The organism is Microvirgula sp. AG722 (assembly GCF_003269145.1).
Taxonomy (GTDB): Bacteria; Pseudomonadota; Gammaproteobacteria; order Burkholderiales; family Aquaspirillaceae; genus Microvirgula; species Microvirgula aerodenitrificans.
Genome location: NZ_QLTJ01000002.1, coordinates 326,014 through 349,493 on the forward strand (window position 1 = coordinate 326,014; position 23,480 = coordinate 349,493).

20 protein-coding genes and 1 pseudogene are annotated in these 23,480 nt (G+C 65.8%); 8 read left to right on the forward strand and 13 right to left on the reverse strand.

Features of this window, described 5'->3' with window-relative positions:
* Positions 1 to 49 precede the first annotated feature (49 nt).
* The 3 genes and pseudogenes from DFO50_RS05150 (at position 50) to DFO50_RS19470 (ending at position 7,453) form a co-directional block, all read left to right on the forward strand.
* Positions 50 to 2,845 carry an RHS repeat-associated core domain-containing protein gene (locus DFO50_RS05150; RefSeq protein WP_051528582.1) on the forward strand — a complete coding sequence of 932 codons (2,796 nt, stop codon included), beginning with the start codon at positions 50 to 52 and terminating at the stop codon, positions 2,843 to 2,845.
* A gap of 167 nt (positions 2,846 to 3,012) precedes the next feature.
* Positions 3,013 to 5,334: pseudogene (locus DFO50_RS19340) on the forward strand (SpvB/TcaC N-terminal domain-containing protein); the annotation flags it as partial.
* A 49-nt stretch (positions 5,335 to 5,383) separates the two neighbouring features.
* The gene (locus DFO50_RS19470; protein WP_233495189.1) at positions 5,384 to 7,453 is read left to right on the forward strand and encodes a toxin TcdB middle/C-terminal domain-containing protein; all 2,070 of its coding nucleotides are present in this window, start codon (positions 5,384 to 5,386) and stop codon (positions 7,451 to 7,453) included.
* 5 nt (positions 7,454 to 7,458) lie between these two features.
* Here DFO50_RS19470 and DFO50_RS05160 read toward each other — a convergent pair whose 3' ends face one another.
* The gene (locus DFO50_RS05160) at positions 7,459 to 7,980 is read right to left on the reverse strand and encodes a murein L,D-transpeptidase family protein (protein ID WP_051528581.1); all 522 of its coding nucleotides are present in this window, start codon (positions 7,978 to 7,980) and stop codon (positions 7,459 to 7,461) included.
* Positions 7,981 to 8,144: 164 nt separating this feature from the next.
* Here DFO50_RS05160 and tsaD point away from each other — a divergent pair, with 164 nt between their 5' ends.
* Together tsaD and DFO50_RS05170 are read left to right on the forward strand one after the other, a co-directional pair.
* Entirely contained in the window at positions 8,145 to 9,179 is a 1,035-nt protein-coding gene (tsaD, locus tag DFO50_RS05165) for a tRNA (adenosine(37)-N6)-threonylcarbamoyltransferase complex transferase subunit TsaD (protein ID WP_028497657.1), read from the forward strand.
* 4 nt (positions 9,180 to 9,183) lie between these two features.
* Positions 9,184 to 10,488 (forward strand): replication-associated recombination protein A, encoded by a 1,305-nt coding sequence (locus DFO50_RS05170; protein WP_028497656.1) that lies wholly within the window; start codon positions 9,184 to 9,186, stop codon positions 10,486 to 10,488.
* 7 nt (positions 10,489 to 10,495) lie between these two features.
* On the opposite strand, the gene DFO50_RS05175 is transcribed toward DFO50_RS05170, so the two are convergent.
* From DFO50_RS05175 to DFO50_RS05185, 3 genes are all read right to left on the reverse strand, one after another.
* The gene (locus DFO50_RS05175) at positions 10,496 to 10,825 is read right to left on the reverse strand and encodes a type II toxin-antitoxin system RelE/ParE family toxin (protein ID WP_028497655.1); all 330 of its coding nucleotides are present in this window, start codon (positions 10,823 to 10,825) and stop codon (positions 10,496 to 10,498) included.
* Positions 10,822 to 11,094, reverse strand: coding sequence for a type II toxin-antitoxin system Phd/YefM family antitoxin (locus DFO50_RS05180; protein ID WP_028497654.1), 273 nt, complete (start codon positions 11,092 to 11,094; stop codon positions 10,822 to 10,824). Before DFO50_RS05180 ends, DFO50_RS05175 begins: the two co-directional genes overlap by 4 nt.
* Positions 11,095 to 11,182: 88 nt before the next feature.
* On the reverse strand, positions 11,183 to 12,058 hold the full coding sequence (locus tag DFO50_RS05185; RefSeq protein WP_233495190.1) for a prephenate dehydrogenase/arogenate dehydrogenase family protein: 876 nt from the start codon (positions 12,056 to 12,058) through the stop codon (positions 11,183 to 11,185).
* A gap of 253 nt (positions 12,059 to 12,311) precedes the next feature.
* On the opposite strand from DFO50_RS05185, the gene DFO50_RS05190 reads away from it, so the two are divergent.
* From DFO50_RS05190 to DFO50_RS05200, 3 genes are all read left to right on the forward strand, one after another.
* On the forward strand, positions 12,312 to 12,632 hold the full coding sequence (locus DFO50_RS05190) for a YqjD family protein (RefSeq protein WP_028497652.1): 321 nt from the start codon (positions 12,312 to 12,314) through the stop codon (positions 12,630 to 12,632).
* 92 nt (positions 12,633 to 12,724) lie between these two features.
* Positions 12,725 to 13,105 carry a phage holin family protein gene (locus tag DFO50_RS05195; RefSeq protein WP_084299685.1) on the forward strand — a complete coding sequence of 127 codons (381 nt, stop codon included), beginning with the start codon at positions 12,725 to 12,727 and terminating at the stop codon, positions 13,103 to 13,105.
* A complete protein-coding gene (locus tag DFO50_RS05200) occupies positions 13,102 to 13,410 on the forward strand; it encodes a hypothetical protein (RefSeq protein ID WP_028497650.1) in 309 nt (102 codons plus the stop codon). Before DFO50_RS05195 ends, DFO50_RS05200 begins: the two co-directional genes overlap by 4 nt.
* Positions 13,411 to 13,419: 9 nt before the next feature.
* On the opposite strand, the gene DFO50_RS05205 is transcribed toward DFO50_RS05200, so the two are convergent.
* The 9 genes from DFO50_RS05205 to DFO50_RS05245 form a co-directional block, all read right to left on the reverse strand.
* Complete coding sequence (locus DFO50_RS05205) at positions 13,420 to 14,589, reverse strand: dicarboxylate/amino acid:cation symporter (RefSeq protein ID WP_036384673.1); 1,170 nt, start codon at positions 14,587 to 14,589, stop codon at positions 13,420 to 13,422.
* 95 nt (positions 14,590 to 14,684) lie between these two features.
* Positions 14,685 to 15,482: an aminodeoxychorismate lyase gene (gene pabC / locus DFO50_RS05210; protein ID WP_028497649.1), complete on the reverse strand. Its 798-nt coding sequence runs from the start codon at positions 15,480 to 15,482 to the stop codon at positions 14,685 to 14,687.
* Positions 15,483 to 15,537: 55 nt separating this feature from the next.
* The gene (locus DFO50_RS05215; RefSeq protein ID WP_028497648.1) at positions 15,538 to 16,386 is read right to left on the reverse strand and encodes a Rossmann-like and DUF2520 domain-containing protein; all 849 of its coding nucleotides are present in this window, start codon (positions 16,384 to 16,386) and stop codon (positions 15,538 to 15,540) included.
* A 69-nt stretch (positions 16,387 to 16,455) separates the two neighbouring features.
* Complete coding sequence (locus DFO50_RS05220; RefSeq protein ID WP_107889396.1) at positions 16,456 to 17,730, reverse strand: O-acetylhomoserine aminocarboxypropyltransferase/cysteine synthase family protein; 1,275 nt, start codon at positions 17,728 to 17,730, stop codon at positions 16,456 to 16,458.
* A gap of 115 nt (positions 17,731 to 17,845) precedes the next feature.
* Complete coding sequence (locus tag DFO50_RS05225; protein WP_112692158.1) at positions 17,846 to 19,000, reverse strand: alanine--glyoxylate aminotransferase family protein; 1,155 nt, start codon at positions 18,998 to 19,000, stop codon at positions 17,846 to 17,848.
* Positions 19,001 to 19,289: 289 nt separating this feature from the next.
* Positions 19,290 to 20,264, reverse strand: coding sequence for a peptide ABC transporter ATP-binding protein (locus DFO50_RS05230; RefSeq protein ID WP_028497645.1), 975 nt, complete (start codon positions 20,262 to 20,264; stop codon positions 19,290 to 19,292).
* A complete protein-coding gene (locus DFO50_RS05235) occupies positions 20,261 to 21,223 on the reverse strand; it encodes an ABC transporter ATP-binding protein (RefSeq protein ID WP_107889393.1) in 963 nt (320 codons plus the stop codon). Before DFO50_RS05235 ends, DFO50_RS05230 begins: the two co-directional genes overlap by 4 nt.
* A gap of 10 nt (positions 21,224 to 21,233) precedes the next feature.
* Positions 21,234 to 22,148, reverse strand: a complete 915-nt coding sequence (locus tag DFO50_RS05240; protein WP_051528580.1) for an ABC transporter permease subunit — start codon at positions 22,146 to 22,148, stop codon at positions 21,234 to 21,236.
* Positions 22,149 to 22,157: 9 nt separating this feature from the next.
* A complete protein-coding gene (locus DFO50_RS05245) occupies positions 22,158 to 23,186 on the reverse strand; it encodes an ABC transporter permease subunit (RefSeq protein WP_028497642.1) in 1,029 nt (342 codons plus the stop codon).
* Positions 23,187 to 23,480: the final 294 nt, after the last annotated feature.

Below are 23,480 nucleotides of genomic sequence, written 5' to 3' on the forward strand. Positions count from 1 at the left end.
GCCCCGCCGCCCGGCCCGCCGGGCGGCACCTGCATAATGAGGTGCAGCAATGATAGACAGCTACGACGAAATCGGCCGGGTGTGCGCCAATACCCCGGACATCACCGTCTTCGACGTCTGCGGCAACGTGGCACGACAGGTTCAGTCCAACCGGATACTGCCCGACGATCCGCTGGAGATCCGGATCACCCGCAACACTTATTCGATAAACGGTTTTCTGGTCTCCAGCATCGATCCGCGCCTGTTCGACCTGCAGCAGCAGGACAGCACCGTCCAGCCAAACGTCAGCCAGTTGAACGACCTGACCGGCCGCTGCCTGCGCAGCGACAGTGTCGACGCCGGCAAGCGCACCCTGGTATGGGATGTCGCAGGCAATCCGTTCCTGCAGTTTCTCGACGACGACGCCACCAGGCAGAGCCGCTTCGACTACGACACGCTGGGCCGACCGACTGCCGCCTACCAGAACGACGCCACCGGGACCGAACGGGTACGGGAACGCTGGTGCTATGGCGAGGGGGAGTCCGACCAGACGGCCGCCCGGGCCGGCAACCTGCTCGGCCGTTGCGTCCGCCATTACGACACGGCCGGCCGGCGAAGCATTTCCGGCTACACGCCCGGCGGCAAACCGCTTGGCGAGACCCGCCAGCTGGTCAAGGACCGCAGCCAGGGAACCGACTGGCAGGGGGCCGACGATGCAGCCTGGGCGGCCCTGCTGGAAACAAACGCCTATACCAGCACTCATGCCTACGATGCGCTGGACAATCCGCTGTCGCTGCTCGATGCGGTCGGCAACCGGCATGACCGCACGTACAACGTCGCCGGCCAGCTGGTCTCCATTGCCATCACCCAGAAAGGCAAGGATGCGGTCACGGTGATCAGCGACATCCGCTACGACGCCAACGGCCTGCGCATTTTCGACCGGCTCGGCAACAATGTGACCAACGAGCACAGCTACGATCCGGCCACCCGACGACTGATTGCCAGCCAGACCCTGCGCCCGGAGCAGGAAGGGCGCGACCCGATGCTGCAGGATCTGTACTACGACTATGACCCGGTCGGCAACATCATTGCCACCTACAACTATGCGCTGAACGACAGCGACAACGACAACGCCGGCATGCTGGGTGAGTCCACCTTTACCTACGATGCGTGCTACCAGCTGTGCGCCACGTCGGCCCGGGAAAATGCCAGGACCCGGCAGGGCCCCATGCCGCCCGATCCGATCACGCCGATCGTCATCGACCCGACGCAGATGAGTCCGTACGGACGCACCTACCGCTATGACAAGGGCGGGAACCTGCAGCAGATCAAGCATGAGGGGGCGGTGTCGTTCACCCAGGATTTCGTCGTGTCCGCCCGCAGCAACCGCAGCGTACTGCAGACCGCCACCGGCATCGACCCGGGCGCCGTCGATGCGCTGTTCGACGCACAGGGCAACCCGGCCACGCTGAGCACCGGCGCCACGCTGGCCTGGAACCGCTACAACCAGCTGGCGCAGGTCACCACCGTCACCCGCAGCGATGGCAATCCGAACGATACCGAAAGCTATTTCTACGATGGGCAGGGACAGCGGGTCTGCAAGGAAAGCAAGACGCTGCAGAGCACCGACAGTGGCAGCGTCAATACGATCCAGACCCTTTACCTGCCGGGCCTGACGCTGCGGCGCACCTATTACGGCAGTACGCTGAATGAGGAATTGCACACGCTGTCGATCCACGGCAGCAGCGACCAGGATATCCGCATCCTGCACTGGGAAGCCGGCGCACCGACCGATATCGCCAACGACCAGTATCGCTACAGCGTCAACAACCAGACGCGGTCGAACCTGATCGAGCTCGATGCCAATGCCGATATCCTGACCCTGGAGGAATACTATCCCTTCGGCGGCACGGCGGTCTGGTCGACGAAAAACACCACCGAGGCGAAGTACAAATTCCAGCGCTACGCCGGCAAGGAACGGGATGTCACCGGCCTGTACTACTACGGCTTCCGTTATTACATCCCGTGGATGGCGCGCTGGGTCAATCCGGACCCGGCCGGCTATTCGGACGGGCTGAATGTCTATGAAATGACCAGGAACAATCCGGCCACCTATTTCGACCCGGATGGCCATCACAGTTTCAGCTACAGCGTACCGGACAGTGGTGTGCCGTGGATGTTCATGCTGCTGCCGGCACTCCTCGTGCTGCGACCGCCGGAACGCGGGTGGCTGGACGAGCCCCTCCCTGATCATCCAGGCATTCTCGAGTTGAGTCACTTCGATCGCGGACCGGCTTCCGGTACGGAAACGGGTAACGAGGAATACATCGACGGCTACCTGCTGGAAGACGTCCCGCTGGACAGCCCGTCGCCGGAGGCAGGCGACGCGTTCGTGGCGAGCGGGATGTCTGCTGAAGCGGCGCCGCTGCTGCCCGAGCGCCCTCTCGCCAGCCCGGCGCCAGCCAGCCGCGCCACCTTGAAAGCACGGGAGCTGGCAGGCAATCTGGGGGCACTCAGGGCCGCGACCGAGACCCATACCGGCACGGTGCGCTATACCGCCGAGATCGAGTATGCACAGACGATGGTCAATACCCTGACTGCCATCGAAAAGCTCATTATCGATGATCCTGGGCATGTGGCCGAGATCATGGAGGCATTGGGATTCCCTGCAACGGAAACGATGCACGAAGCATTCGATATTCTGCATACGCAGAAGGGGAGAAGCAGTGAAATTGCCCAGAGCATTGCGACCGACCTCGGCACGCAAATGAAGCGACTGCATGCCAACAAGCCCGTCCAGGCTTTCAACAGCTCCACGTATTACCTGCACATGGATGGCGCGACGACAATGTCCAGCCATGCTTGATCCCCCGGTCCCGGCAAGGGGCCGGTGCTGCCCGCCCCTTGCCGGTCCAGTGCCATCCTGATCAGGAACGCATCATGAATCAGCAATTGGATGTCATTACCCCTTCGTCACTGCCGAAGGGCGGCGGCACGATCCAGGGCATGGGCGAGGCACTCGGCAAGGTCGGCATGACGGGCCAGGCCGGCCTGACCCTCCCCCTGCCGGTGTCGGCCGGCCGCGGCCATGCCCCGTCCGCCGTGCTTGCTTATGGCAGCGGCAGCGGCAACGGCCCGTTCGGGCTCGGCTGGTCGCTGGCCGGCCCGTGGGAAATCCGTCGCCGCACCAGCCTCGGCGTGCCGCGCTACCAGGACGATGACCTGTTTCTCGGCCCGGACGGCGAGGTGCTGGTCATCGCGGCCGGAGACGACAATCCGGTCACGGTCTCGACCTATGGTGACCTGACACTGGACCAGAGCTATACCGTCACCCGCTACTTGCCACGCATCGAAAGCGGATTCGATCGCATCGAACGCTGGCAGGGCAAGGACGACGGCAATGATTTCTGGCTGGTGCATGGCAGCGACGGCCAGTTGCACTGCGCCGGCAAGAGTGTGGCGGCCCGCGTCGCCGACCCGGCCGACGCCAGCCGCATTGCCCGCTGGCTGCTGGAAGAGTCGGTTACGCCGTCCGGCGAACACATCAGCTACCAGTACCGGCACGAGAATGCCGATGGCGTGACGCTGAGCGGCGCCGAGGCACTGCGCGACCATGCCGCGCAGTGCTATCCGCTGCAGTTCCAGTACGGCAATACCGTGCCCTGTGTGCCGTTGTACGCCTGGGGCCAGGGCGATCCGCCCGTCTGGCTGTTCACGCTGGTGTTCGACTATGGCGAACGCGGCACCGATGGCATGACCGCGCCGCCGTGGACAGCACCTGACAGCTGGCCGGTGCGGCAGGACCCGTTCTCCGACTATGCATGCGGCTTCGAGCTGCGCACGCTGCGGCTGTGCCGCCAGGTGCTGATGTTTCACCAGTTCGCGGCACTCGGCACGGCACCGGTGCTGGTTGGTCGCCTGCTGTTCGACCATGACGAAACTCCGTTGTGCAGCCAGCTGGTCGGTGCCCGGCACTGGGCCTACGACAGCCGTGGCACGCCGCTGTCGCTGCCGCCTCTGGATCTCGGCTATGCACCGTTCAGCACCGACTGGCCGGCCGACGGCTACCAGCCGTTCCCTGCCCTGCCGGGTCTGGATGAAAGCCCGCATTACCAGCTGGTCGACCTGTACGGCGAGGGCCTGCCCGGCGTGCTGTACCGCAATGGCAGCGACTGGCGCTATCGCCCGCCGCAGCGCGATGCGCAGTCGGGTGGCGATGCCATTGCCTACGGACCATGGGAATCTCTGCCGCTGGTGCCGACGCTGCAGGCGGACAGCATGGCATTGATGGACCTGAATGGCGACGGCCGGCTGGACTGGCTGCTGGCCAGCCCCGGTCTGAGCGGTTATTTCACGCTGAACCCGGATCACAGCTGGTCCGGCTTCGTGCCGTTTCCGGCGCTGCCGACCGAGTTCCACCACCCGGAAGCACAACTGGCCGACCTGATCGGTGCCGGGCTGTCCGATCTGGCGCTGATCGGTCCGCGCAGCGTGCGGCTGTATGCAAACCGGCGCGAGGCCGGTTTCGGCCCCGGCGAGCAGGTCGACTGCCCCGACGCCACCCTGCCGACCATCGGCCACGACCCGGCCGCACTGGTCGCCTTCAGCGATATACTCGGCTCCGGCCAGCAGCATCTGGTACGCATCCGCCACGACCGGATCGAATGCTGGCCCAATCTGGGGCGCGGCCATTTTGGCGCCATGCTGACCCTGGCCGACGACCTGCCGTTCGATGCCGCCTCGTTCAACCCCGCCCGGGTGTTTCTCGCCGACCTGGATGGCTCCGGCGCCGCGGACATGATCTATGCCGAGTCAGACCAGATCCGGATTTTCCTCAATCAGTCCGGCAACGGTTTCGACAGCAACGGACACACCCTGCCGCTGCCGGCCGGCATCCGCTTCGACGACCTGTGCCACCTGGCTTTCGCCGATGTCGGCGGCAATGGCACCGCCAGCCTGGTGCTCAGCGTACCGCACATGACACCACAGCACTGGCGCTACGATTTTGCCGCCGCCAAGCCGTATCTGCTGACCTCGATGAACAACAATATGGGCGCCGGCACCACCTGGAGCTATCGCGGTTCGGCACAGGAATGGCTGGATGAAAAACAGGCGGCGCCGGAGCACGTTTGCTCACTGCCGTTCGCCATGCCGCTGCTGTCGCGCATGGTCAGCACCGACGAGATCACCGGCAATACGCTGACCCAGCAATACCACTACCGCCAGGGCGTGTATGACGGCGCATGCCGGGAGTTCCGCGGCTTTGGCTTCGTCCAGCATCTGGACACCGACGCGTGCGCAGTGCCGACCGGCAGCGATGATGACTACTCGCCGCCGACGCTGACCAGGGCGTGGTATCACACCGGTGTGCAGGATGCCGAGGACAACCCGGCCGACACCCCGTATGCCGATCCGGCGCTGTTCGCTCTCGGCCCGTCCCGCTTCAACCGGCACCGGCGCCGACGACGTGCTGCCGGCGCCGGATGCCAGTACCCTGTTCCAGCTGTCGCGAGCCCTGAAGGGATCGCTGCTGCGCCAGGAGGTCTACGGCCAGGATGGCAGTGCACAGGCCGGGGTTCCGTACCATGTGCAGACCGCCCGCTACCAGGTCCGCCTGCTGCAGCCAGCCAGCGACACACAGCCGTACGCGGTCGTGCTGCCTATGCTGCTGGAGCAGCTGGACGTGCACTACGAGCGGATCGCCAGCGATCCGCTGGTGCAGCAGCAAGTGACACTGCAGGTCGACGCGTATGGCGTGCCCACGACAGCGGTCGCCATCAACTACGCGCGCCGGCCGCAGGGCGAGGTCGACCCGTACCCGTCCACGCTGCCGGCAACGCTGTGGGACAGCAGCTATGACGATGCCCAGCAATCGCTGCGGCTGACGGAAAGCCTGACCGGGGTGTATCACCTGACCGACCCGCAGGCATGGCGGCTCGGTCTGCCATGGCAGCAGCGCCGGAATGTGGTGACCGATCCGGACGGCTATGCCGGCTACCCGGTCGGCAACAGCAGCACCGGGCTCGATTACGAGGCGCTGGTCCAGCCCGACGGCGTGCTTGGCGACAGCCAGCCCCGGGACTATGCCGGGCAAAGCCTGGTCTGCTATTTCAATCAGGCCGGCACCGCACAGCAGGATGCGCAGTCCGCGCCGCCCTGGCTGGCGCTGGTCCACCACATCGAAGTCGCCGAGCTGGATGCCGAGGCGCTGCATGCGTATGACGATGTGCCCGACTTCGACCTCAAGACCGAACTGGCGGCGGCCGGCTATGCGGAACAGCCGCTGCTGTTTCCGCGAGCGGACGAATCGGCCGCCACGGTATGGGTCATCGCCCACGGCTATCACGGCTACGTCGATGCCGAAGGCGCCTGGCTGCCGTTCAATCTGCCGCGCACGCAGCAAAGCAGCCTGCTGGTCGGCGCCAGCACGCTGGCCTATGACGACGACAGCTGCGTCGTTGTCAGCAGTACCGATGCGCTGGGCAACCAGACCCGGACCGCCTGCGACTACCGTTTTCTGGCCCCGTGGCAGTTGATCGATGCCAACGGCAACAAGCAGGAAGTCCTGTTCGACGCACTCGGACGCGTGTGCGCGACCAGTTTCTACGGCAGCGAACTGGACGAGAACGACGCGGTGATCAGCACCGGCTTCGACCCGGTCGCGGACTACGATGCCGGCGCGGCCGCCCTCGCCAGCATCGACGCGGCACTGGACGATCCGGCCGGTGCGGTGCAGGGCTGCGCGTCGGCCTGCCTGTACCAGCCCGACAGCTGGATGGGCAGCGTCAGCCAGGCAGGGCTGGCCGCGTACGGATCAGCGGCACAGGCCGCCGCCTGGTGGCAGGCGCTGCTGCACGCCCACCTGATTGCGCCGGATGGCCGGATCCGCTCCCGTGGCCATGCATGGGCACGAGGCACGACCGATATCGCCGGCCTGCCCTCATCACTGCGCCCGCTGCTGGCCGATGCGCCACGCAGCCCGGTACAGAGCGCAATCCTGCAGGCCGACCAGTACCCGGGCGCGGACACCGCCGCGCAGATCCGCATCGCGCTGACCCAGTCCGACGGCTTCGGCCGTGCGCTGCAGAGCAAGCAGAAGGCGGAACCCGGCGACGCATACCAGGTCGATGCCGACGGCAATGTGCTGCTCGACGACAACGGCATGCCGGTGGTGGCCGATACCGGTACCGCACCGCGCTGGACGGTGTCCGGCCGGGTCGAGTACGACAACAAGGGCCAGCCGATACGCCAGTACCAGCCGTATTTCATCAATGCGCCGCAGTACGTGAACGACTCGTCGATCCGCAACTGGGGCTATGCCGATACCCATTACCACGATGCGCTGGGACGGGAAATCCGCGTTGTCACCGCACTGGGTTACCTGCGCCGGCACAGCGACTACCCGTGGTTCAGTGTCGACGAGGACGAGAACGATACTTTGAGCGAGGTGCTGTCGGCACAGGGGGCGCGCTGACCGCTTCACGGCCGGATCTCGACCTGCGTTCCCTGATCGATCAGGTCGAACAGCTCGCGCATGTCGGCATCGTCCAGCGCCACGCAGCCATCGGTCCAGTCGAAGGTGGCGCCGCCGCCATGGATGAACAGCGCGCCGCCGAGCCGGGTGTCCCACGGAGGGACTTCGCCGGCGGCGTGGGCGGCCATGATGCGGCGGTAGTCGTTGTCGGAAATCAGCCCGGCTTCCAGCCCGCGCAGGGCGTCATCCGGCCCCGGATAGCTGATGCCCAGTGAGCGATAAAAGCGGCTGGCCGGATTCTTGACCCGGATATCGTACTGGCCCTCGGCGGTGCGGCCGTCGCCGGCCTCGTGCTTGGTGCCCAGCGGGTGGCTGCCCAGCGACACCCGATAACTGCGGATCGGCTGGCCGTCAGCCAGTACCACCAGGGTGCGGGCACGCTTGTCGACCCGCAATGTCAGGGTAGCCGCACCGGCCAGCAGCGGCAGCAGCGCGATCAGGAACAGCAGCAGGCGAAGGCGGGTCACGTCGGGTCGGCCGGGAAGTCGGGGGGAAGCGGCATGATGTTACCCCGGCGCGAACCGGGCCCCGCCCGCCCGGCTGACGAACGGTTCGCGCGCGTCCGCTTGCCGCACGGGGTAAAATGACCGATTGATCACGCAGACTGCCGGCCTTCGCCGGCCCGCTCCCCATGCTCGTTCTCGGCTTTGAATCCTCGTGCGATGAGACCGGCGTTGCGCTGTACGACAGCGAACGCGGTCTGATCGCCCATGCACTGCACACCCAGATGGCCATGCATGCCGAATATGGCGGCGTGGTGCCGGAACTGGCCAGTCGCGACCACATCCGCCGTGCGATCCCGCTGGCCCAGGAGTGCCTGAAATCCGGCGGCAAGACACTGGCCGATGTCGACGCCATTGCCTACACCGAAGGCCCCGGCCTCGGCGGCGCGCTGCTGGTCGGCGCATCGGTCGCCAATGCACTGGCCTTCGGCCTCGGCATCCCGGTAGTGGCGGTCCATCATCTGGAAGGCCACCTGCTGTCGCCGATGCTGGCCGACCCGGCACCGGCCTTCCCGTTCGTTGCCCTGCTGGTGTCCGGCGGCCATACCCAGTTGATGGCGGTCCGCGCCATCGGCGACTACCAGACCCTCGGCGAAACGCTGGACGATGCAGCGGGCGAGGCCTTCGACAAGACCGCCAAACTGCTTGGTCTGCCGTATCCCGGCGGCCCGCTGCTGTCGAAGCTGGCCGAGTCCGGTGATCCGCTACGCTTTACCCTGCCCCGGCCGATGCTGCACTCCGGCGATCTCGACATGAGCTTTTCCGGACTGAAAACCGCGGTGCTGACGCTGGTGCGCAAGATCGAACGCGAAGCCGGCGGCATCGACGAACAGACCCGCGCCGACATCTGCCGCGCGTTCCAGGAAGCCATTGTCGACGTGCTGCTGCACAAGTCGCTCGGCGCGCTGAAGCGCAGCGGCCTGAAACGGCTGGTGGTGGCCGGCGGCGTCGGCGCCAACACCCAGTTGCGCGCCGCGCTCGACCGCGCTGCCGCCCGCCACCGTTTCGAGGTGTTCTACCCGCCGCTGTCGCTGTGTACCGACAATGGCGCGATGATCGCGCTGGCCGGCTGCCACCGGCTCGCGCACGCACACCCGGCAGGCAGCTATTCGGTCAAGCCGCGCTGGGATCTGTCGGCACTGCCGGCACTGACCGGAGGCTGAACCGATGGCGGACCTGTTCAAAGTCGACCCGACGCCGCCGCTGGCCGAAGCCCTGCGGCCGCAGACACTGGACGAGGTCATCGGCCAGACCCACCTGCTCGGTCCCGGCAAGCCGCTGCGGCTGGCGTTCGAGTCCGGCACGCCGCACTCGATGATTCTGTGGGGCCCGCCCGGCGTCGGCAAGACCACGCTGGCGCGGCTGACTGCCCATGCGTTCGACTGCGCGTTCATCGCGCTGTCGGCCGTATTTGCCGGGGTCAAGGATATCCGCTCGGCCATGGAACAGGCCGAGCAGCATCTGGCACAGGGCCGGCACACCATTCTGTTCGTCGACGAGATCCACCGCTTCAACAAGTCGCAGCAGGACGCGCTGCTGCCGTATGTCGAATCCGGCCTGGTGACCTTTATCGGCGCCACGACCGAAAACCCGTCGTTCGAGGTCAACTCCGCGCTGCTGTCGCGCGCCCAGGTCTATGTGCTGAAATCGTTCGGCGACGACGAGCTGCGCCAGTTGCTGGCGCGCGCGCGCGACAAGGCGCTGACGACGCTGCAGTTCGACGATGCCGCCGTCGATACGCTGATCGGTTATGCCGACGGTGACGCCCGCCGTTTCCTGAATCTGCTCGAACAGGTGCAGACCGCGTCGCGTGCTGCCAGAACAACCACGATCAGCGCCGCCTTCCTGCAGGAGGCGCTGACGCTGAACGCGCGCCGCTTCGACAAGGGCGGCGACAATTTCTACGACCAGATTTCGGCGCTGCACAAATCGGTGCGCGGCTCGGACCCGGATGCCGCGCTGTACTGGCTGTGCCGGATGCTGGATGGCGGCGCCGACCCGCGCTACCTGTCGCGGCGCATCGTGCGCATGGCGTGGGAGGATATCGGGCTGGCCGATCCGCGCGCGATGCAGATCGCCAACGACGCGGCGACCACCTTCGAGCGCCTCGGCTCGCCGGAAGGCGAGCTGGCGCTGGGGCAGGCAGTCATCTATCTGGCCATCGCCGCCAAGAGCAACGCCGGCTATATGGCGTACAACCAGGCACGTGCCTTCGTCAAACAGGACAAGTCGCGCGAGGTGCCGGTGCATCTGCGCAATGCGCCCACGAAGCTGATGAAGGAACTCGGCTACGGCCATGAGTACCGCTATGCCCATGACGAGCCGCACGCCTATGCGGCGGGTGAAACCTATCTGCCCGACGACATGCCGCCACCGCGCTGGTATGTGCCGGTGCCACGCGGGCTGGAAAGCAAGATTGCCGACAAGCTGGCCTTCCTGCGCCAGCTGGACGAGGACGCCGGCAAGTCGTAGAGGGGCGCTACGGTACGCTCAGCAACCTTCGTGTCAATAGTGACTGCATGTCTTCTCTGGCATCTGCGATCAGGTGGATGTAAACCGTACTCTGCCTGACCTCGTAGATGATGCGATTCATGCCCGCCAGCGCCTGCCGGTATTGCGTCAGGTTCAGGCGCTCGATTTCCTCGGGAATCCCTCCCGCCAGCGGGAAGGTTTCCAGCGCGCGGATGGATGCCTTTATCTTGTCGTAGCTGTCCTGCCAGACCGCCGCAGAAAAGCGCCGGAGCAGATAGCGCCTGAGTGTCTGCAGATCCCGCGTGGCGGAGGCCAGCAGTACGACGCGATGGCTCATTGCGGATCTTCCCGGTCCAGTTCGGCAAAGACGTCTTCGGCATCACGAAATTGCGCCAGCTCGATTTCCCGGTTTCCCATGGCCAGCAGCTTCAGCAAGGCCATGGTCTGCTCCTGCTCCTCATAGCTTTTTACGTCCATGACCACCAGCTTGGCTTCGCCATTCTGGGTAATCAGCAACGGCTCGCGGCTGCAGGAAATGTCCCTGACAATTTCGGCAGCATGGCTCTTGAGATAACTGATGGGTTTGATGTGCGATGAAAATTTCATGGAGGGCCCCGGCTCGGCGCTGAACAGACAGGACTGATTTTAGACCGAATTCAGTCCACAACCAATTCTGCTCCGCCCGGCGGTACCCTCACCGCTTCTGAAAGCGCGCAAACCAGTCCAGCCGGACGGCGCGCGCGCGCCGGTAGCGGGCTTCCATCGCGTCGCCGTCCCCGGCTGCCAGCTCGGCACGCAGGGCGGCCAGCTCGTTGCTGAAGGCATCGATCTCGGCCAGCAGCGCCTCGCGGTTGACCAGCGAGATATCGCGCCACATTTCCGGGTGACTGCCGGCGATGCGGGTGAAATCGCGAAAGCCGGTCGAGGCGAAGTCCAGGCAGCGCTGGGCATCGGGCCGCGAGGCCACGCTGTTCACGTACGAGAATGCCAGCAGGTGCGGCAGGTGACTGACGGTGGCGAACACCCGGTCGTGGTCGGCCGGCGCCATCGCCACCACGGTGGCGCCACAGGTGCGCCAGGCGTCGCTGACCCGTTCGACGGCATCGGGCAGGGTCGTGTCCAGCGGCGCGACCACCACGGTGCGGTGCTCGAACAGCCCGTACTGGGCCGCCGCCGCACCGGACAGGTCGGAGCCGGCGATCGGATGCGCCGGCACACAGTAACCGAGCTGGCATGGCAGGTGCCGCTGCATCAGCAAGGCCACGTCGCCCTTGGTGCTGCCGGCATCGGTGACGATGGCCCGGGGCGGCAGGTGGGCAGCAATGGCGTCGAACACTCCGCCCATCTGTCCGACCGGCGTGGCCACCAGCACCAGGTCGGCATCGCGCACCGCAAGGCCGGCATCGTGTTCGCAAGCATCGATCACGCCCAGTTCGATGGCGCGTTCGAGGTTGCGCACGCTGCGCCCGACCCCGACCACATGGTCCACCTGGCCGGCGCGCTTCAGCGCCAGCGCGAAAGAGCCGCCGATCAGGCCGACGCCGATGATCACCAGTTTGCCGATCCGCACACCTGTCCCCATCCCGAATAAATGCCCGTCATGATAGGCGAAAGGCGCGCCCGCCGGTCCAAGTTTGTCGATTGCCGGCCAGGGCCGGCGTCGGCTGCGCCATTGCCAAGTCGCCATGATTACGCAACTATGCAGAGACAAGCGCTTGATCCTCGCCCGACCGCCCCCAGCTGTCTTCTTGTAGCCGCCGACGGCCCGGGTCCGGACCGTCAGTGCATGTCTTCCCCTTCTTTCAACCCCACAGGAGAGTTTCATGGCAACTCAGAACGCAAGAAAGCAGGACCCGCAGGAAGCCCTGATCGACGATCTGCGCGATGTGCTGGCCGATACCGAAGCCATGATCGACGATGTGACCGCCCAGGGTGGCGAAAAGGCGCTGGCGCTGCGCGGCAAGATTGCCGACAACCTGCGCGCCGTGCGCAGCCGTCTGTACGACGCGGAACAGAAGGTGGCCGGCAAGGCCAAGGAAGCCGCCAGGGCGACCGATACCTATGTGCATGACCATCCGTGGCAATCGGTCGGCGTCGCCGCCGGCGTCGGCTTTCTGCTCGGCCTGCTGGTGTCGCGCCGCTGAGGCACCACCGATGACGCTGCCAGGCCGTCCCGCACTGCGGGGTGGCCGGCGCGTTTTTTTCTGATACCCGACCGAGACCCTTCACTGCGACCATGACCGATACCCGGCGCCCCTCCGCTTCCCCTGGCGTCATGCAACGGCTGCTCGGCAGCCTGCTTGGCCTGCTTCACGCCCACATGGGCCTGCTCGGCGTCGAGCTGGAGGAAGCGCGCGAGCGCATTCTCAGGATGGTGGTCCTCGGCATGCTCGGTGCCGGCGCGCTGCTGCTGTGCCTGCAGACGGTGATGATCGGCATCATCGTGCTGGCCGATCCGTCATGGCGACCGTATGCGGTCGGCACCATGGTGCTGGTCTTCCTGCTGATGGGCCTGGGCTGCATCGCTGCCGCACGCAAGCTGGCGCTGCACTCGCCGACGCCGTTTGCCGCCACGCTGGATGAACTCAAGCGCGACAAGGAGCGTCTGCTGTCATGAGCATGAGTGCCGCCGAAATCCGCGCCCGCCGCGATATCCGCAAGCAGCTTTACCGTCTCGAACTCGAATCGCACCGGCTGGAACTGGTCAGCGTGCTGGACGAGATGAAGCACCCGATCCGTCAGGCCGGCCGCTTTGCCGCCATGCTCGGCCTGCTGCGTGGCGGCTCGTCCGGCTGGATCGCCGCGCTTGGCAGCCTGGCCGCCTCGTCACGCTGGAAAGGTGCCGCCAGGTTCATTCCGCTGGCGCTGGCCGGCTGGCGACTGGCCGGCATCGTGCGCCGGCTGATTGCCCGCCGGCGCTGATCCCTTCTCTCAGGCTTCGTCACCGACCGCTACCGCGGCCGGCACGGCCGCATCGACCGCCACCGCAATCGCGCCGTCGCCGGTCACGTTGCAGGCAGTGCCGAAGCTGTCCTGGGCCACATACAGCGCAATCATCAGCGCCAGGCTGGCATCGCCGAAACCGAGCATCGACGCCAGCAGACCCAGCGCCGCCATCACGCCGCCGCCCGGCACGCCGGGTGCGGCGACCATGGCCACCCCCAGCATCAGGATGAACGGCAGCATGGTCGACCAGCTGGCCACGTCAAGCCCGGCGGTCATCATCATCACCGCCGTCGCGCACGACACCAGCGTGATGGTGCTGCCGCACAGATGGATGGTCGCGCACAGCGGGATGACGAAATCGCCGATCTCGTCGCGTACCGGCATCGCCCGCGCCTGACGCAGCGTGACCGGAATGGTCGCCGCCGACGACATGGTGCCGAGCGCGGTCAGGTAGGCCGGCAGCATGGTCCGCAGCAGGCGCAGCGGATTGCGTCCGGTCGCCGTACCGGCCACCGTATACAGCACCGCCAGCCATACCCAGTGCAGCAGCACCGCCAGCAGCAGCACCACGCCAAAGGTCTTCAGCGTATCGAACACCGTGCCGTCGGCCGCCATGCCGGCGAACACGCCGGCAATATAGAACGGCAGCAGCGGGATCAGGGCACTGGCCAGTACCCACTCGACGATATTGCGCCCCTCGTCGGCGACCCGGCGCAGCGAGGTCGCACCGGTCGCGGAAATGCCGATGCCGCCGATAAAGGCCAGGCCCAGCGCGGTCATGACGTCAAACAGCGGCTTGATGTCGACGGTAAAGAACGGCTCCAGCGCCTGTTCATGCCGGGCCGCGGCATGGATGCCCTCGGCGATCAGCCCCGGCAACACCTCGTGCGCCACCGCAAAGGCGAAGCCGCCGGCCAGAATGGTCGACAGATAGGCCAGCCCGACCGTCAGCCCGAGCAGCCGGCCGGAATTGCGTTCCAGGCTGGCAATCCCGCTCATGATGTAGAACAGGATGATCAGCGGGATGACGAAATTGAGGAACTGGCCGAACAGTGCCTTGAAGGTCAGCAGACCGCGCACCACGTCCGCCGGGGCGAACAGGCCGAGCAGCGCACCGACCAGCATGCCGGCCAGCAATTTCAGGATAAGGTTCATCGACGATTCGAATCTGACATGCAAACCGGCGATTATATAAGTTATCCACGAAATGCTCAGTCAGACGCTTCCTGTTTTCGTTCAGAAAAGCGCCACTATCCGGCCTCGGCCAGTACGGCCGCCAGCTGTTCTGCCGCCGTGCGCGAGCGGCTGCGCCAGTCGCCGAGCCGGGCCAGCGGCCAGACGCCAATCAGCGAATTGACGCAGAGGATCTCGTCGGCAGCAAGCAGTTCGTCCAGTCGCAATTCGGTTTCCTGCAGCGGCAACGTCGCCATCAGGCAGGCGCGCACGGCGCCGGCGACACCGGCACCGTCCAGCCGTGGCGTCAGCAACGCACCCCCACGGCAGATGACCAGATTGGACATCGTGCCTTCGATCACCCGGCCTTCGCTGTCGCGCAGGATGCCTTCGCGAATGGCCGGGTCGGTCCATTCGGCCCGGGCCAGCACGTTCTCCAGCCGGTTCAGGTGCTTGATGCCGGCCAGCCGCGGCTGGAGCGCCAGCCGCCAGTCGCACAGCCGGGCGACGATGCCGTCGCGAAAGCAGCTGTCCGGCGCCGCCAGATACGGCGAGGCCTGGACGATCAGGGTCGAGCCCGGCGCCGAGGCCGGCGAATAGCCGCGTGCGCCCTGCCCCCGGGTCACGGTGATCCGGACCGTGGCTTCGTCAATGCCGGCGCAGACGCGGGTAATGTCGGCCAGCAGCGGGTCGACATCCGGCAGCGGCAGCCCCAGTGCCGCGCAGTCATGCGCCAGCCGCTGCCATTGCCAGCGCCACAGCCGGGGCTGGCCATGGCTGGCGCGCAGGGTGCGGAACACGCCGTCGCCATAGGTGAAGCCCCGGTCGGACACGGACAGACTCTCGGCGGGCTGATGATTGATCAGGATCGGCATGGCGGCAGCAAACAGGGGAACGAAGCCGCCATGATGCCAGTTCGGCAGCGGACAATCACCGCGCCAGCGCCTCGTGCACGGCGGCGATCCGGGCCGGCTCCAGCCCCGGCGCAGCCAGTTGCAGGGCCAGCCGGCCCAGCGCCCGGTAAGCGTCGGCGTCGGCCGGCACCTGGTCGAGACCGGCCAGATGCAGCGCCACGGTGGCCGCATCGCCGCGCGCCACCGGTCCGGTCAGGGCGGCCGCCGGGCCAAGGGTGAAGGCATTGGCCAGCGACTGGCCTGCCAGCGGTGCCAGCACCGCACGTGCGGTCGCGGCATCCAGCCCGGCCCGCTGCGCGGTCCGCAATGCCAGATCGGCCAGCACCACCGCGTAGTTCGAGGCGATCGCACAGGCGGCGTGATACCCGGGCTTGGCGGCGGCGGCAAGCGGGAACGGCGCGCCACCGATGGCGGCAAACAGGGCAGACAGGGTCTGGCAGGCTGCCGCATCGCCTTCCAGTGCCACCGGCGTACCGGCAAACTCGCGCACCGCCCGCGCCGGCTCGGCAAAGCTCAGCGCCGGGTGCGCGCTGGCGGTCGCCAGCCCGCGCGCGGCCAGCGGTGCCAGCACGGCGGCGGTCAGCGCACCGCTGGCGTGAAAAACCGTGCCGCGGTCGATGCGACCGGCCAGTGTCTCGGCAACCGCAGCCAGTTCGCTGTCGGGCACGGCCAGCAGCCACAGCGCAGCCGGCGGCATGGCGTCCAGCGCCAGTGCCTGACCGGCGCCGATAAAGGCCACCGCGTCAGCGGCGGAGTCCGTACGCCGGGTACAGACGCCGCCGAGGCGCACCGCGCCGGCCTGATGCCACAAGCGCGCCAGCGACCGGCCGACCCGACCGGCGCCCACCACGTTCAATACCTGCATGCCAGGCAACCTCCAGCAATGAAAACGGCGCGATGGCCAAGGCCATCGCGCCGGCAAACATACACTTTGTCAGGCTGCAGCGGCCAGCGCCTGGTCGATATCTTCCAGCAGGTCGTCGATATGCTCGATGCCGATCGACAGCCGGATCATTTCCGGACGCACGCCGGCCTTCAACTGCTCTTCCGGGCTCAACTGACGGTGGGTGGTGCTGCCCGGATGGCAGGCCAGGCTCTTGGCGTCGCCGATATTGACCAGTCGCGTGACCAGCTGCAGCGCGTCGATGAACCTGGCGCCACCGGCCGCACCGGTCTTGATGCCGAAGCTGAGCACGCCGGAAGCGCGTCCGCCCATGTACATGTCGACCAGCAGCTTGCTGATATTGCCTTCCAGCGCCGCATACTCGACCCAGTCGACCAGCGGATGCCGGGACAGGTGGCGGGCGATGGCCAGTGCGTTGTCGCAGATCCGGTCCATGCGCAGCGGCAGGGTCTCGATGCCCTGCAGGATCAGGAAGCTGTTCATCGGCGAGATCGCCGCGCCCATATTGCGCAACGGCACCACCCGCGCCCGGGCGATATAGGCAGCCGCCCCCAGCACTTCGACGTAGTTGACGCCGTGATAGCTGACGTCCGGTTCGTTCAGGCGCTTGAAGCGCTCCTTGTGCTCGCCCCACGGGAACTTGCCCGAGTCGACGATGATGCCGCCGATGCTGGTGCCGTGGCCACCAAGGTATTTGGTCAGCGAATGGACCACGATATCGGCGCCATGCTCGAACGGACGGCACAGGTACGGACTCGGTACGGTGTTGTCGACGATCAGCGGCACACCGTGGGCGTGGGCAATGTCGGCAAAGGCGGCGAAATCGACCACATTGCCGAGCGGATTGCCGATGCTTTCGCAGAACACCGCCTTGGTGCGTGCGTCGATCAGGCCGGCAATGTCTTCCGGTTTGCGATAGTCGACGAAGCGCACTTCGATGCCCAGTTGCGGCAGGGTATGGGCGAACAGGTTGTAGGTGCCGCCATACAGGGTCGAGGTGGCGATGATGTTGTCACCGGTCTCGGCAATGGTCTGGATTGCGTAGCAGGTTGCGGCCATGCCGCTGGCGACGGCCAGTGCGCCGATGCCGCCCTCCATCGCCGCGACGCGCTTTTCCAGCACGTCGGTGGTCGGGTTCATGATGCGGGTGTAGATATTGCCCTGCACCTTCAGGTCGAACAGGTCGGCACCATGCTGGGTGCTGTCGAACGCAAAGCTGGTGGTCTGGTAGATCGGGACGGCGACGGCCTTGGTGGTCGGGTCGGGCGAGAATCCGCCATGGACGGCCAGGGTTTCAATGCGCATGACGACAGGTCCTGTACGAAAAGAGGGATGACCGCAACATAACCGGCCACGGCCATGCAGGCAACCATCCCTCTGTACTGACTTAATAGCTATTTGGCATTTGCCGTGGCGCTGCTTACCCGGCAGCACGCACCAGTTCGCGCTGCAGTACGGCCAGCCCGGCGCCCAGCTCGACCGGGATCCCGCTGCGCACGGCGGCACGCTCGATCGCCGCCAGCGTGGCTACCAGATCGTGCGCGTCGATATTGCCCATATGGCCCAGGCGGAACATGCGGCCGGCATAGGCAGCCAGCCCGCCAGCCACCATCACCCCCTCCTCGGCCAGCAGCCGGCGGAAGGCGGCATCGTCGGCCCCGGACGGATAGATCAGGTTGGACAGTGTCACCGCACGATGATCGGCCTCGGCCAGTACCTGGAAGCCCAGTGCTTCCAGCGCGGCCTGCATCGCCCGCGCCGTGCGCCGGTGGCGGGCGTAACGGTTTTCCAGTCCTTCTTCCTTGATCAGCCGCACCGCTTCCTTCAGTGCCCAGACCAGGTTGACGGCCGGGGTGGCAAAGTACTTGGCCGGCTCGTGCATGATCGGCAGCCACTTGTCGAAGTCGATGTAGTAGTCGGGAATGGTGCCCAGCGATGCACGACGCGCCAGCGCCTTCGGCCCGGCCCACAGGATCGCCAGTCCCGGCGGTACGCCGAATGCCTTCTGCGAACCGGTCAGCAGAATGTCGATGCCCATGTCGTCGACGTACTCCGGTTCGGCGGCGGTCGCGCACACGCCATCGACGATATACAGCGTGTCGGGGAAGCGGCGCAGCAGCTGGCCGATTTCGGCGACCGGCGCGCACACCCCGGTCGAGGTATCGACGTGGGTCACGGTGATCGCCTGGTAGTTCTTGCTCGCCAGCGCGCGTTCGATCTGCTCCAGCGGCACGATCCGGCCCCATTCGCTGGCCAGCACGTCGACTTCGATGCCACGGCGCGAGCACAGCTCGGAGAAACGGTCGCCAAAGTAGCCGTGCGACACCACCAGCGCCCGGTCGCCGGCGCGCAGGCTGTTGGCGACGGCCATTTCCATCCCCAGCGTACCGGTGCCGGCGACGACAAAGACTTCGCCCGTCGTTTTCCACAGCGACTTCAGGTCATTGAGCAGCGACGTGAAGTCGCGCACGAAGTCGGGATCGCCAAAGGCGGCGGTCTCGCGTCCCATCTGTTCCTGAATGGAACGCACGACTGGCGTCGGTCCCGGAATCATCACCAGCTTCTTGGTCTTCATTCCCATCTGCCTTTCTGGAGCGTGTCGCAGGCCTGCGAAAAAAAATCCCTGTCAAACTGCCCACACCCCTCCCGGCGAAGAACGGACGAGCGCAGCGAGGTTTCCCCGCGACGGCGGGGACGGAAGGGGCAGGATTCAATCAGGCAGACTGCCGCCTGCACTGACAGTACTGTCAGTCGGGCATGCACCGACGCCACGCAAACCGTCGGTGCCCGCCTTCATGAGCAGTCTTGTAGTCATAAACCGGATTTACCGATTCGGCATTGACGCAGATCGACCACCGCCATGCTCAGCCGTTGATCGACTCCGCATGATGGCAGGCGACCCGGGTTTCGCCGAGCGGTCGCAATTCCGGCACCTCGTGCCGGCAGCGTTCGGTCGCGAACGGGCAGCGCTTGTGGAACGCACAGCCTTCCGGCGGGTTGAGCGGACTCGGCAGCTCGCCGGTCACCTTGATCTTGATCTTGCGGTTCTCGGCATGGATGGACGGCGTGGCCGACAGCAGCACCCTGGTGTACGGGTGCAGCGGCGTCGCATACAGAGTGGCCTTGTCCGCCACTTCGACCGCCCGGCCGAGGTACATCACCATCACCGTATCGGCAACGTGTTCGACCACGGCCAGGTTGTGGGTGATGAACACATAGGCAGTACGGAACTCGTCCTGCAGGTCCATGAACAGGTTCAGCACCTGGGCCTGGATCGACACGTCCAGCGCCGAGGTCGGTTCGTCGGCGACAACGATGCCGGGGTTCAGCATCATCGCCCGCGCAATGGCAATGCGCTGGCGCTGACCACCGGAAAACATGTGCGGATAGCGGAAGAAGTACTCCGGTCGCAGGCCGACCCGGTCCATCATCTCGCGCACCTTGTCATCGCGTTCCTGCCGCGACAGCGCGGTGTTGATCGCCAGCGGTTCGCCAAGCTGGGTGCCGATCTTCTGCCGCGGGTTCAGCGAGCCGTACGGGTTCTGGAACACCATCTGCACCTTCTGCCGCAGGGTGTGGATCAGCGCCTTGTCGGCCCGGGCCGCATCATGGCCGTCGATCTGCAGCGAGCCGCTGGTCGGGGCCTCGATCAGGGTCAGTTGCCGCGCCAGCGTGGACTTGCCGCAGCCGGACTCGCCGACCACGGCCAGCGTGCGGCCCGGACTCAGGTCAAAACTGACACCGTTCAGCGCCTTGACCGTGGCCAGGCCCTTCATGAAGCCGCGGCTGACCTGGTAGTGACGGGTCAGGTCGCGGGCGGAAAGAATGACGTCGCTCATGCGGCCTCCGTATAGGTCAGCGGGTAGTAGCAGCGCGCCTCGCCATGCGAGGTGGCCACCAGTTCCGGCCGCGTGGCGCGGCAGTTGTCCTGCACGTACGGGCAGCGTGGCGACAGCAGACAGCCGCCGGGCCGGTCATAGGCGCCGGGTACCACGCCGGGCAGCGTGCGCAAGCGCGACGCGCCCTTGCTGTGCTCGGGAATGGCCGACAGCAGCGCTTCGGTATACGGATGGTGCGGGGTGCGGAACAGCTGCGGCACGCGACCGGTCTCGACCACCTGGCCGGCATACATCACCTGCACCCGGTCAGCGATCTCGGCGATAACCGCCAGGTCGTGGGTAATCATCACCAGCGCCATGCCATGGTTTTTCTGCAGGTTGACCAGCAGTTCCATGATCTGCGCCTGGATGGTGACGTCGAGCGCGGTGGTCGGCTCGTCGGCGATCAGCAGTTTCGGACGACAGGCGATCGCCATTGCAATCACCACCCGCTGGCTCATGCCGCCGGACAGCTGGTGCGGATAGGCATTGAGCCGGCTGGCCGGGCTGGGGATTTCGACCAGCTCCATCAGTTCGATCGCGCGCTGTTTCAGTGCGGCGCCGTGCAGGCCCTGGTGCAGTTTCAGCACTTCCATGATCTGGAAGCCGACGGTATAGCTCGGGTTCAGGCTGGTCATCGGGTCCTGGAAGATCATGGCGATGTCCTTGCCGACGATCTTGCGCCGGGCGCGGGCACCCATTTTCATCAGGTCCTTGCCATCGAAGGTCATGGCATCGGCACTGATCGTGCCATTGCTGTCGATCAGCCCCATCAGCGCCATCATGGTCACCGACTTGCCCGAACCGGACTCGCCGACGATGCCGACGATCTCGCCGGCCTCGACTTGCAGGTCGACACCCTCGACGGCATTGAAGTGGCCGAAGCGTACCGCCAGATTGCGGATATCCAACAAACTCATCAGCGGTCTCCTAGGCGGCGCGCTTGAGTTTCGGGTCCAGCGCATCGCGCAGCCCGTCACCCATCAGATTGATCGCCAGCACCGACAGCAGAATGGTCAGCCCCGGCAGAGTCACGACCCACCACGCACGTTCGATATAGTCGCGCGCGCTGGCCAGCATGGTGCCCCACTCCGGCGTCGGCGGTTGCACGCCCAGGCCGAGGAAGCCGAGCGCGGCGGCATCGAGAATCGCGGTGGAGAAGCCCATGGTCGCGTTGACGATCAGCGGCGCCATGCAGTTCGGCAGTACGGTAATGAACATCAGGCGCAGGATGCCGGCGCCGGCCACCCGGCTGGCGGTCACGTATTCACGGTTCAGTTCGGACATGGCCGACGCCCGCGTCAGCCGCACATAACCCGGCAGGGCGACGATGGCAATGGCCATCATGGTATTGATCAGGCCCGGCCCGAGGATGGCGACGATGGCCACCGCCAGCAGCAGGCTCGGCAGCGCCATCATCACGTCCATCAGCCGCATGATCAGGCTGCCGGCCAGTTTCGGAAAGAAAGCGGCCGCCAGACCGAGTGCAATGCCCGGCAGCAGTGACATCACCACCGAGGACAGGCCGATCAGCAGCGACAGCCGGGCGCCATAGATCAGTCGCGACAGGATGTCGCGTCCCAGTTCATCGGTACCGAACAGGAACTGGCTGCTGCCGCCATCCAGCCAGACCGGCGGTGTCAGCAGGTGATCGCGGAACTGCTCGATCGGATCGTGCGGCGCCAGCAGCGGCGCGAACAGCGCACAGGCGAGCACCAGCAGCATGAACAGCAGGCCGGCGACGGCGCCGCGGTTGTGTGCAAAGCTCTGCCAGAATTCGCGCAGCGGGGACGGATGGTCCGGCGCGTCGGCCGGTGCCACGGTCAGGGTATTCGTTGTCGTCATGACGCCCTCTTATCTCTGGTGGCGGATGCGCGGGTTGGCGATGCCGTACAGCACGTCAACGAGGAAGTTCACCACGATGACCAGCGTGGCGACGATCAGGATGCCGTTCTGCACCACCGGGTAGTCGCGGCGGCCAATGGCGTCGATCAGCCATTTGCCGATGCCCGGCCACGAGAAGATGGTCTCGGTCAGCACCGCACCGGCGAGCAGCGTGCCCACCTGCAGGCCGATCACGGTCAGCACCGGGATCAGCGCATTGCGCAGCGCATGCACGAACACCACCCGCATCGGCGACAGCCCCTTGGCGCGCGCGGTGCGGATATAGTCCTCGCGCAGCACTTCGAGCATCGACGAGCGCGTCATCCGCGCAATCACCGCCAGCGGGATGGTGGCGAGCACCACGGCCGGCAGGATCAGGTGGCGGACGGCGTCGACAAAGGCGCCGGCGTTCAGTTCCGGATCGGCCTGCTGCGCCAGCCAGGTGTCGATCAGCATGAAGCCGGTTTTCGGGTCGATGTCATACATCAGGTCGATGCGCCCGGACACCGGGGTCCAGCCCAGCGTCACCGAGAAGAACATGATCAGGATCAGCCCCCACCAGAAGATCGGCATCGAGAAACCGGTCAGGCTCAGGCCCATTACGCCATGGTCGAGAATGGTGCCGCGCTTGATGGCGGCAACGACGCCGGCCAGCAGGCCGAGCACCACCGCGATCAGCATCGCGGCACTGGCCAGTTCCAGCGTGGCCGGGAACAGCACGGTGAATTCCTTCCACACGCTCTCGCGCGTCACCAGCGACTGCCCGAGATCGCCATGAGCCAGACTGGTGATGTAGTCGAGATATTGTGCCGGCAGGGATTTGTCGAGTCCGAGGCGATGCATGGCTTCTGCATGCATGACCGGATCGACGCGACGCTCGCCCATCATCACTTCGACCGGGTCGCCGGGAATCAGCCGGATCAACCCGAAGGTGATCAGCGTGATGCCGAAGAAGGTCGGAATGAGCAGGCCGAGTCGTCTCAGAACGAACGAGAACATCGGTGAGTCCTTTTAGGAAATGCGTTTGACGCTTTCATGAACGGCGGATCATAGCGGCGGGGTCGCCCGGCAACAATCAACGCATGATCCCGCCCCCCGGCGACACCATGCCGCAGCGGGCCGGCACATGTTCGAACACGAACGCCCGCGCACCCGGCCAGTGCTGCACAAACCGGTCTGATGACAGAAATTCCGCAATTCGCCCCAAAAAACGCAAGCAAGCGCCACTTCCATTCCGTCAGCATGGTCATTAACACTCAAGGAATGGGGAATGTTCACTTTCGCGCCTCACCG

What these genes read in the sequence shown, in the direction of transcription:
- DFO50_RS05190 (WP_028497652.1), top strand. Translation starts at nt 12,312, where the DNA reads ATGGCAACTCAGAACGCAAGAAAGCAGGACCCGCAGGAAGCCCTGATC.
- DFO50_RS05240 (WP_051528580.1), bottom strand. Translation starts at nt 22,148, where the DNA reads ATGACGACAACGAATACCCTGACCGTGGCACCGGCCGACGCGCCGGAC.
- DFO50_RS05205 (WP_036384673.1), bottom strand. Translation starts at nt 14,589, where the DNA reads ATGAACCTTATCCTGAAATTGCTGGCCGGCATGCTGGTCGGTGCGCTG.
- DFO50_RS05245 (WP_028497642.1), bottom strand. Translation starts at nt 23,186, where the DNA reads ATGTTCTCGTTCGTTCTGAGACGACTCGGCCTGCTCATTCCGACCTTC.
- DFO50_RS05150 (WP_051528582.1), top strand. Translation starts at nt 50, where the DNA reads ATGATAGACAGCTACGACGAAATCGGCCGGGTGTGCGCCAATACCCCG.
- pabC (WP_028497649.1), bottom strand. Translation starts at nt 15,482, where the DNA reads ATGCCGATCCTGATCAATCATCAGCCCGCCGAGAGTCTGTCCGTGTCC.
- DFO50_RS05235 (WP_107889393.1), bottom strand. Translation starts at nt 21,223, where the DNA reads ATGAGTTTGTTGGATATCCGCAATCTGGCGGTACGCTTCGGCCACTTC.
- DFO50_RS05195 (WP_084299685.1), top strand. Translation starts at nt 12,725, where the DNA reads ATGACCGATACCCGGCGCCCCTCCGCTTCCCCTGGCGTCATGCAACGG.
- DFO50_RS05230 (WP_028497645.1), bottom strand. Translation starts at nt 20,264, where the DNA reads ATGAGCGACGTCATTCTTTCCGCCCGCGACCTGACCCGTCACTACCAG.
- DFO50_RS05225 (WP_112692158.1), bottom strand. Translation starts at nt 19,000, where the DNA reads ATGAAGACCAAGAAGCTGGTGATGATTCCGGGACCGACGCCAGTCGTG.
- DFO50_RS05170 (WP_028497656.1), top strand. Translation starts at nt 9,184, where the DNA reads ATGGCGGACCTGTTCAAAGTCGACCCGACGCCGCCGCTGGCCGAAGCC.
- DFO50_RS05200 (WP_028497650.1), top strand. Translation starts at nt 13,102, where the DNA reads ATGAGCATGAGTGCCGCCGAAATCCGCGCCCGCCGCGATATCCGCAAG.
- DFO50_RS05180 (WP_028497654.1), bottom strand. Translation starts at nt 11,094, where the DNA reads ATGAAATTTTCATCGCACATCAAACCCATCAGTTATCTCAAGAGCCAT.
- DFO50_RS05175 (WP_028497655.1), bottom strand. Translation starts at nt 10,825, where the DNA reads ATGAGCCATCGCGTCGTACTGCTGGCCTCCGCCACGCGGGATCTGCAG.
- tsaD (WP_028497657.1), top strand. Translation starts at nt 8,145, where the DNA reads ATGCTCGTTCTCGGCTTTGAATCCTCGTGCGATGAGACCGGCGTTGCG.
- DFO50_RS19470 (WP_233495189.1), top strand. Translation starts at nt 5,384, where the DNA reads ATGCCGATCCGGCGCTGTTCGCTCTCGGCCCGTCCCGCTTCAACCGGC.
- DFO50_RS05220 (WP_107889396.1), bottom strand. Translation starts at nt 17,730, where the DNA reads ATGCGCATTGAAACCCTGGCCGTCCATGGCGGATTCTCGCCCGACCCG.
- DFO50_RS05215 (WP_028497648.1), bottom strand. Translation starts at nt 16,386, where the DNA reads ATGCAGGTATTGAACGTGGTGGGCGCCGGTCGGGTCGGCCGGTCGCTG.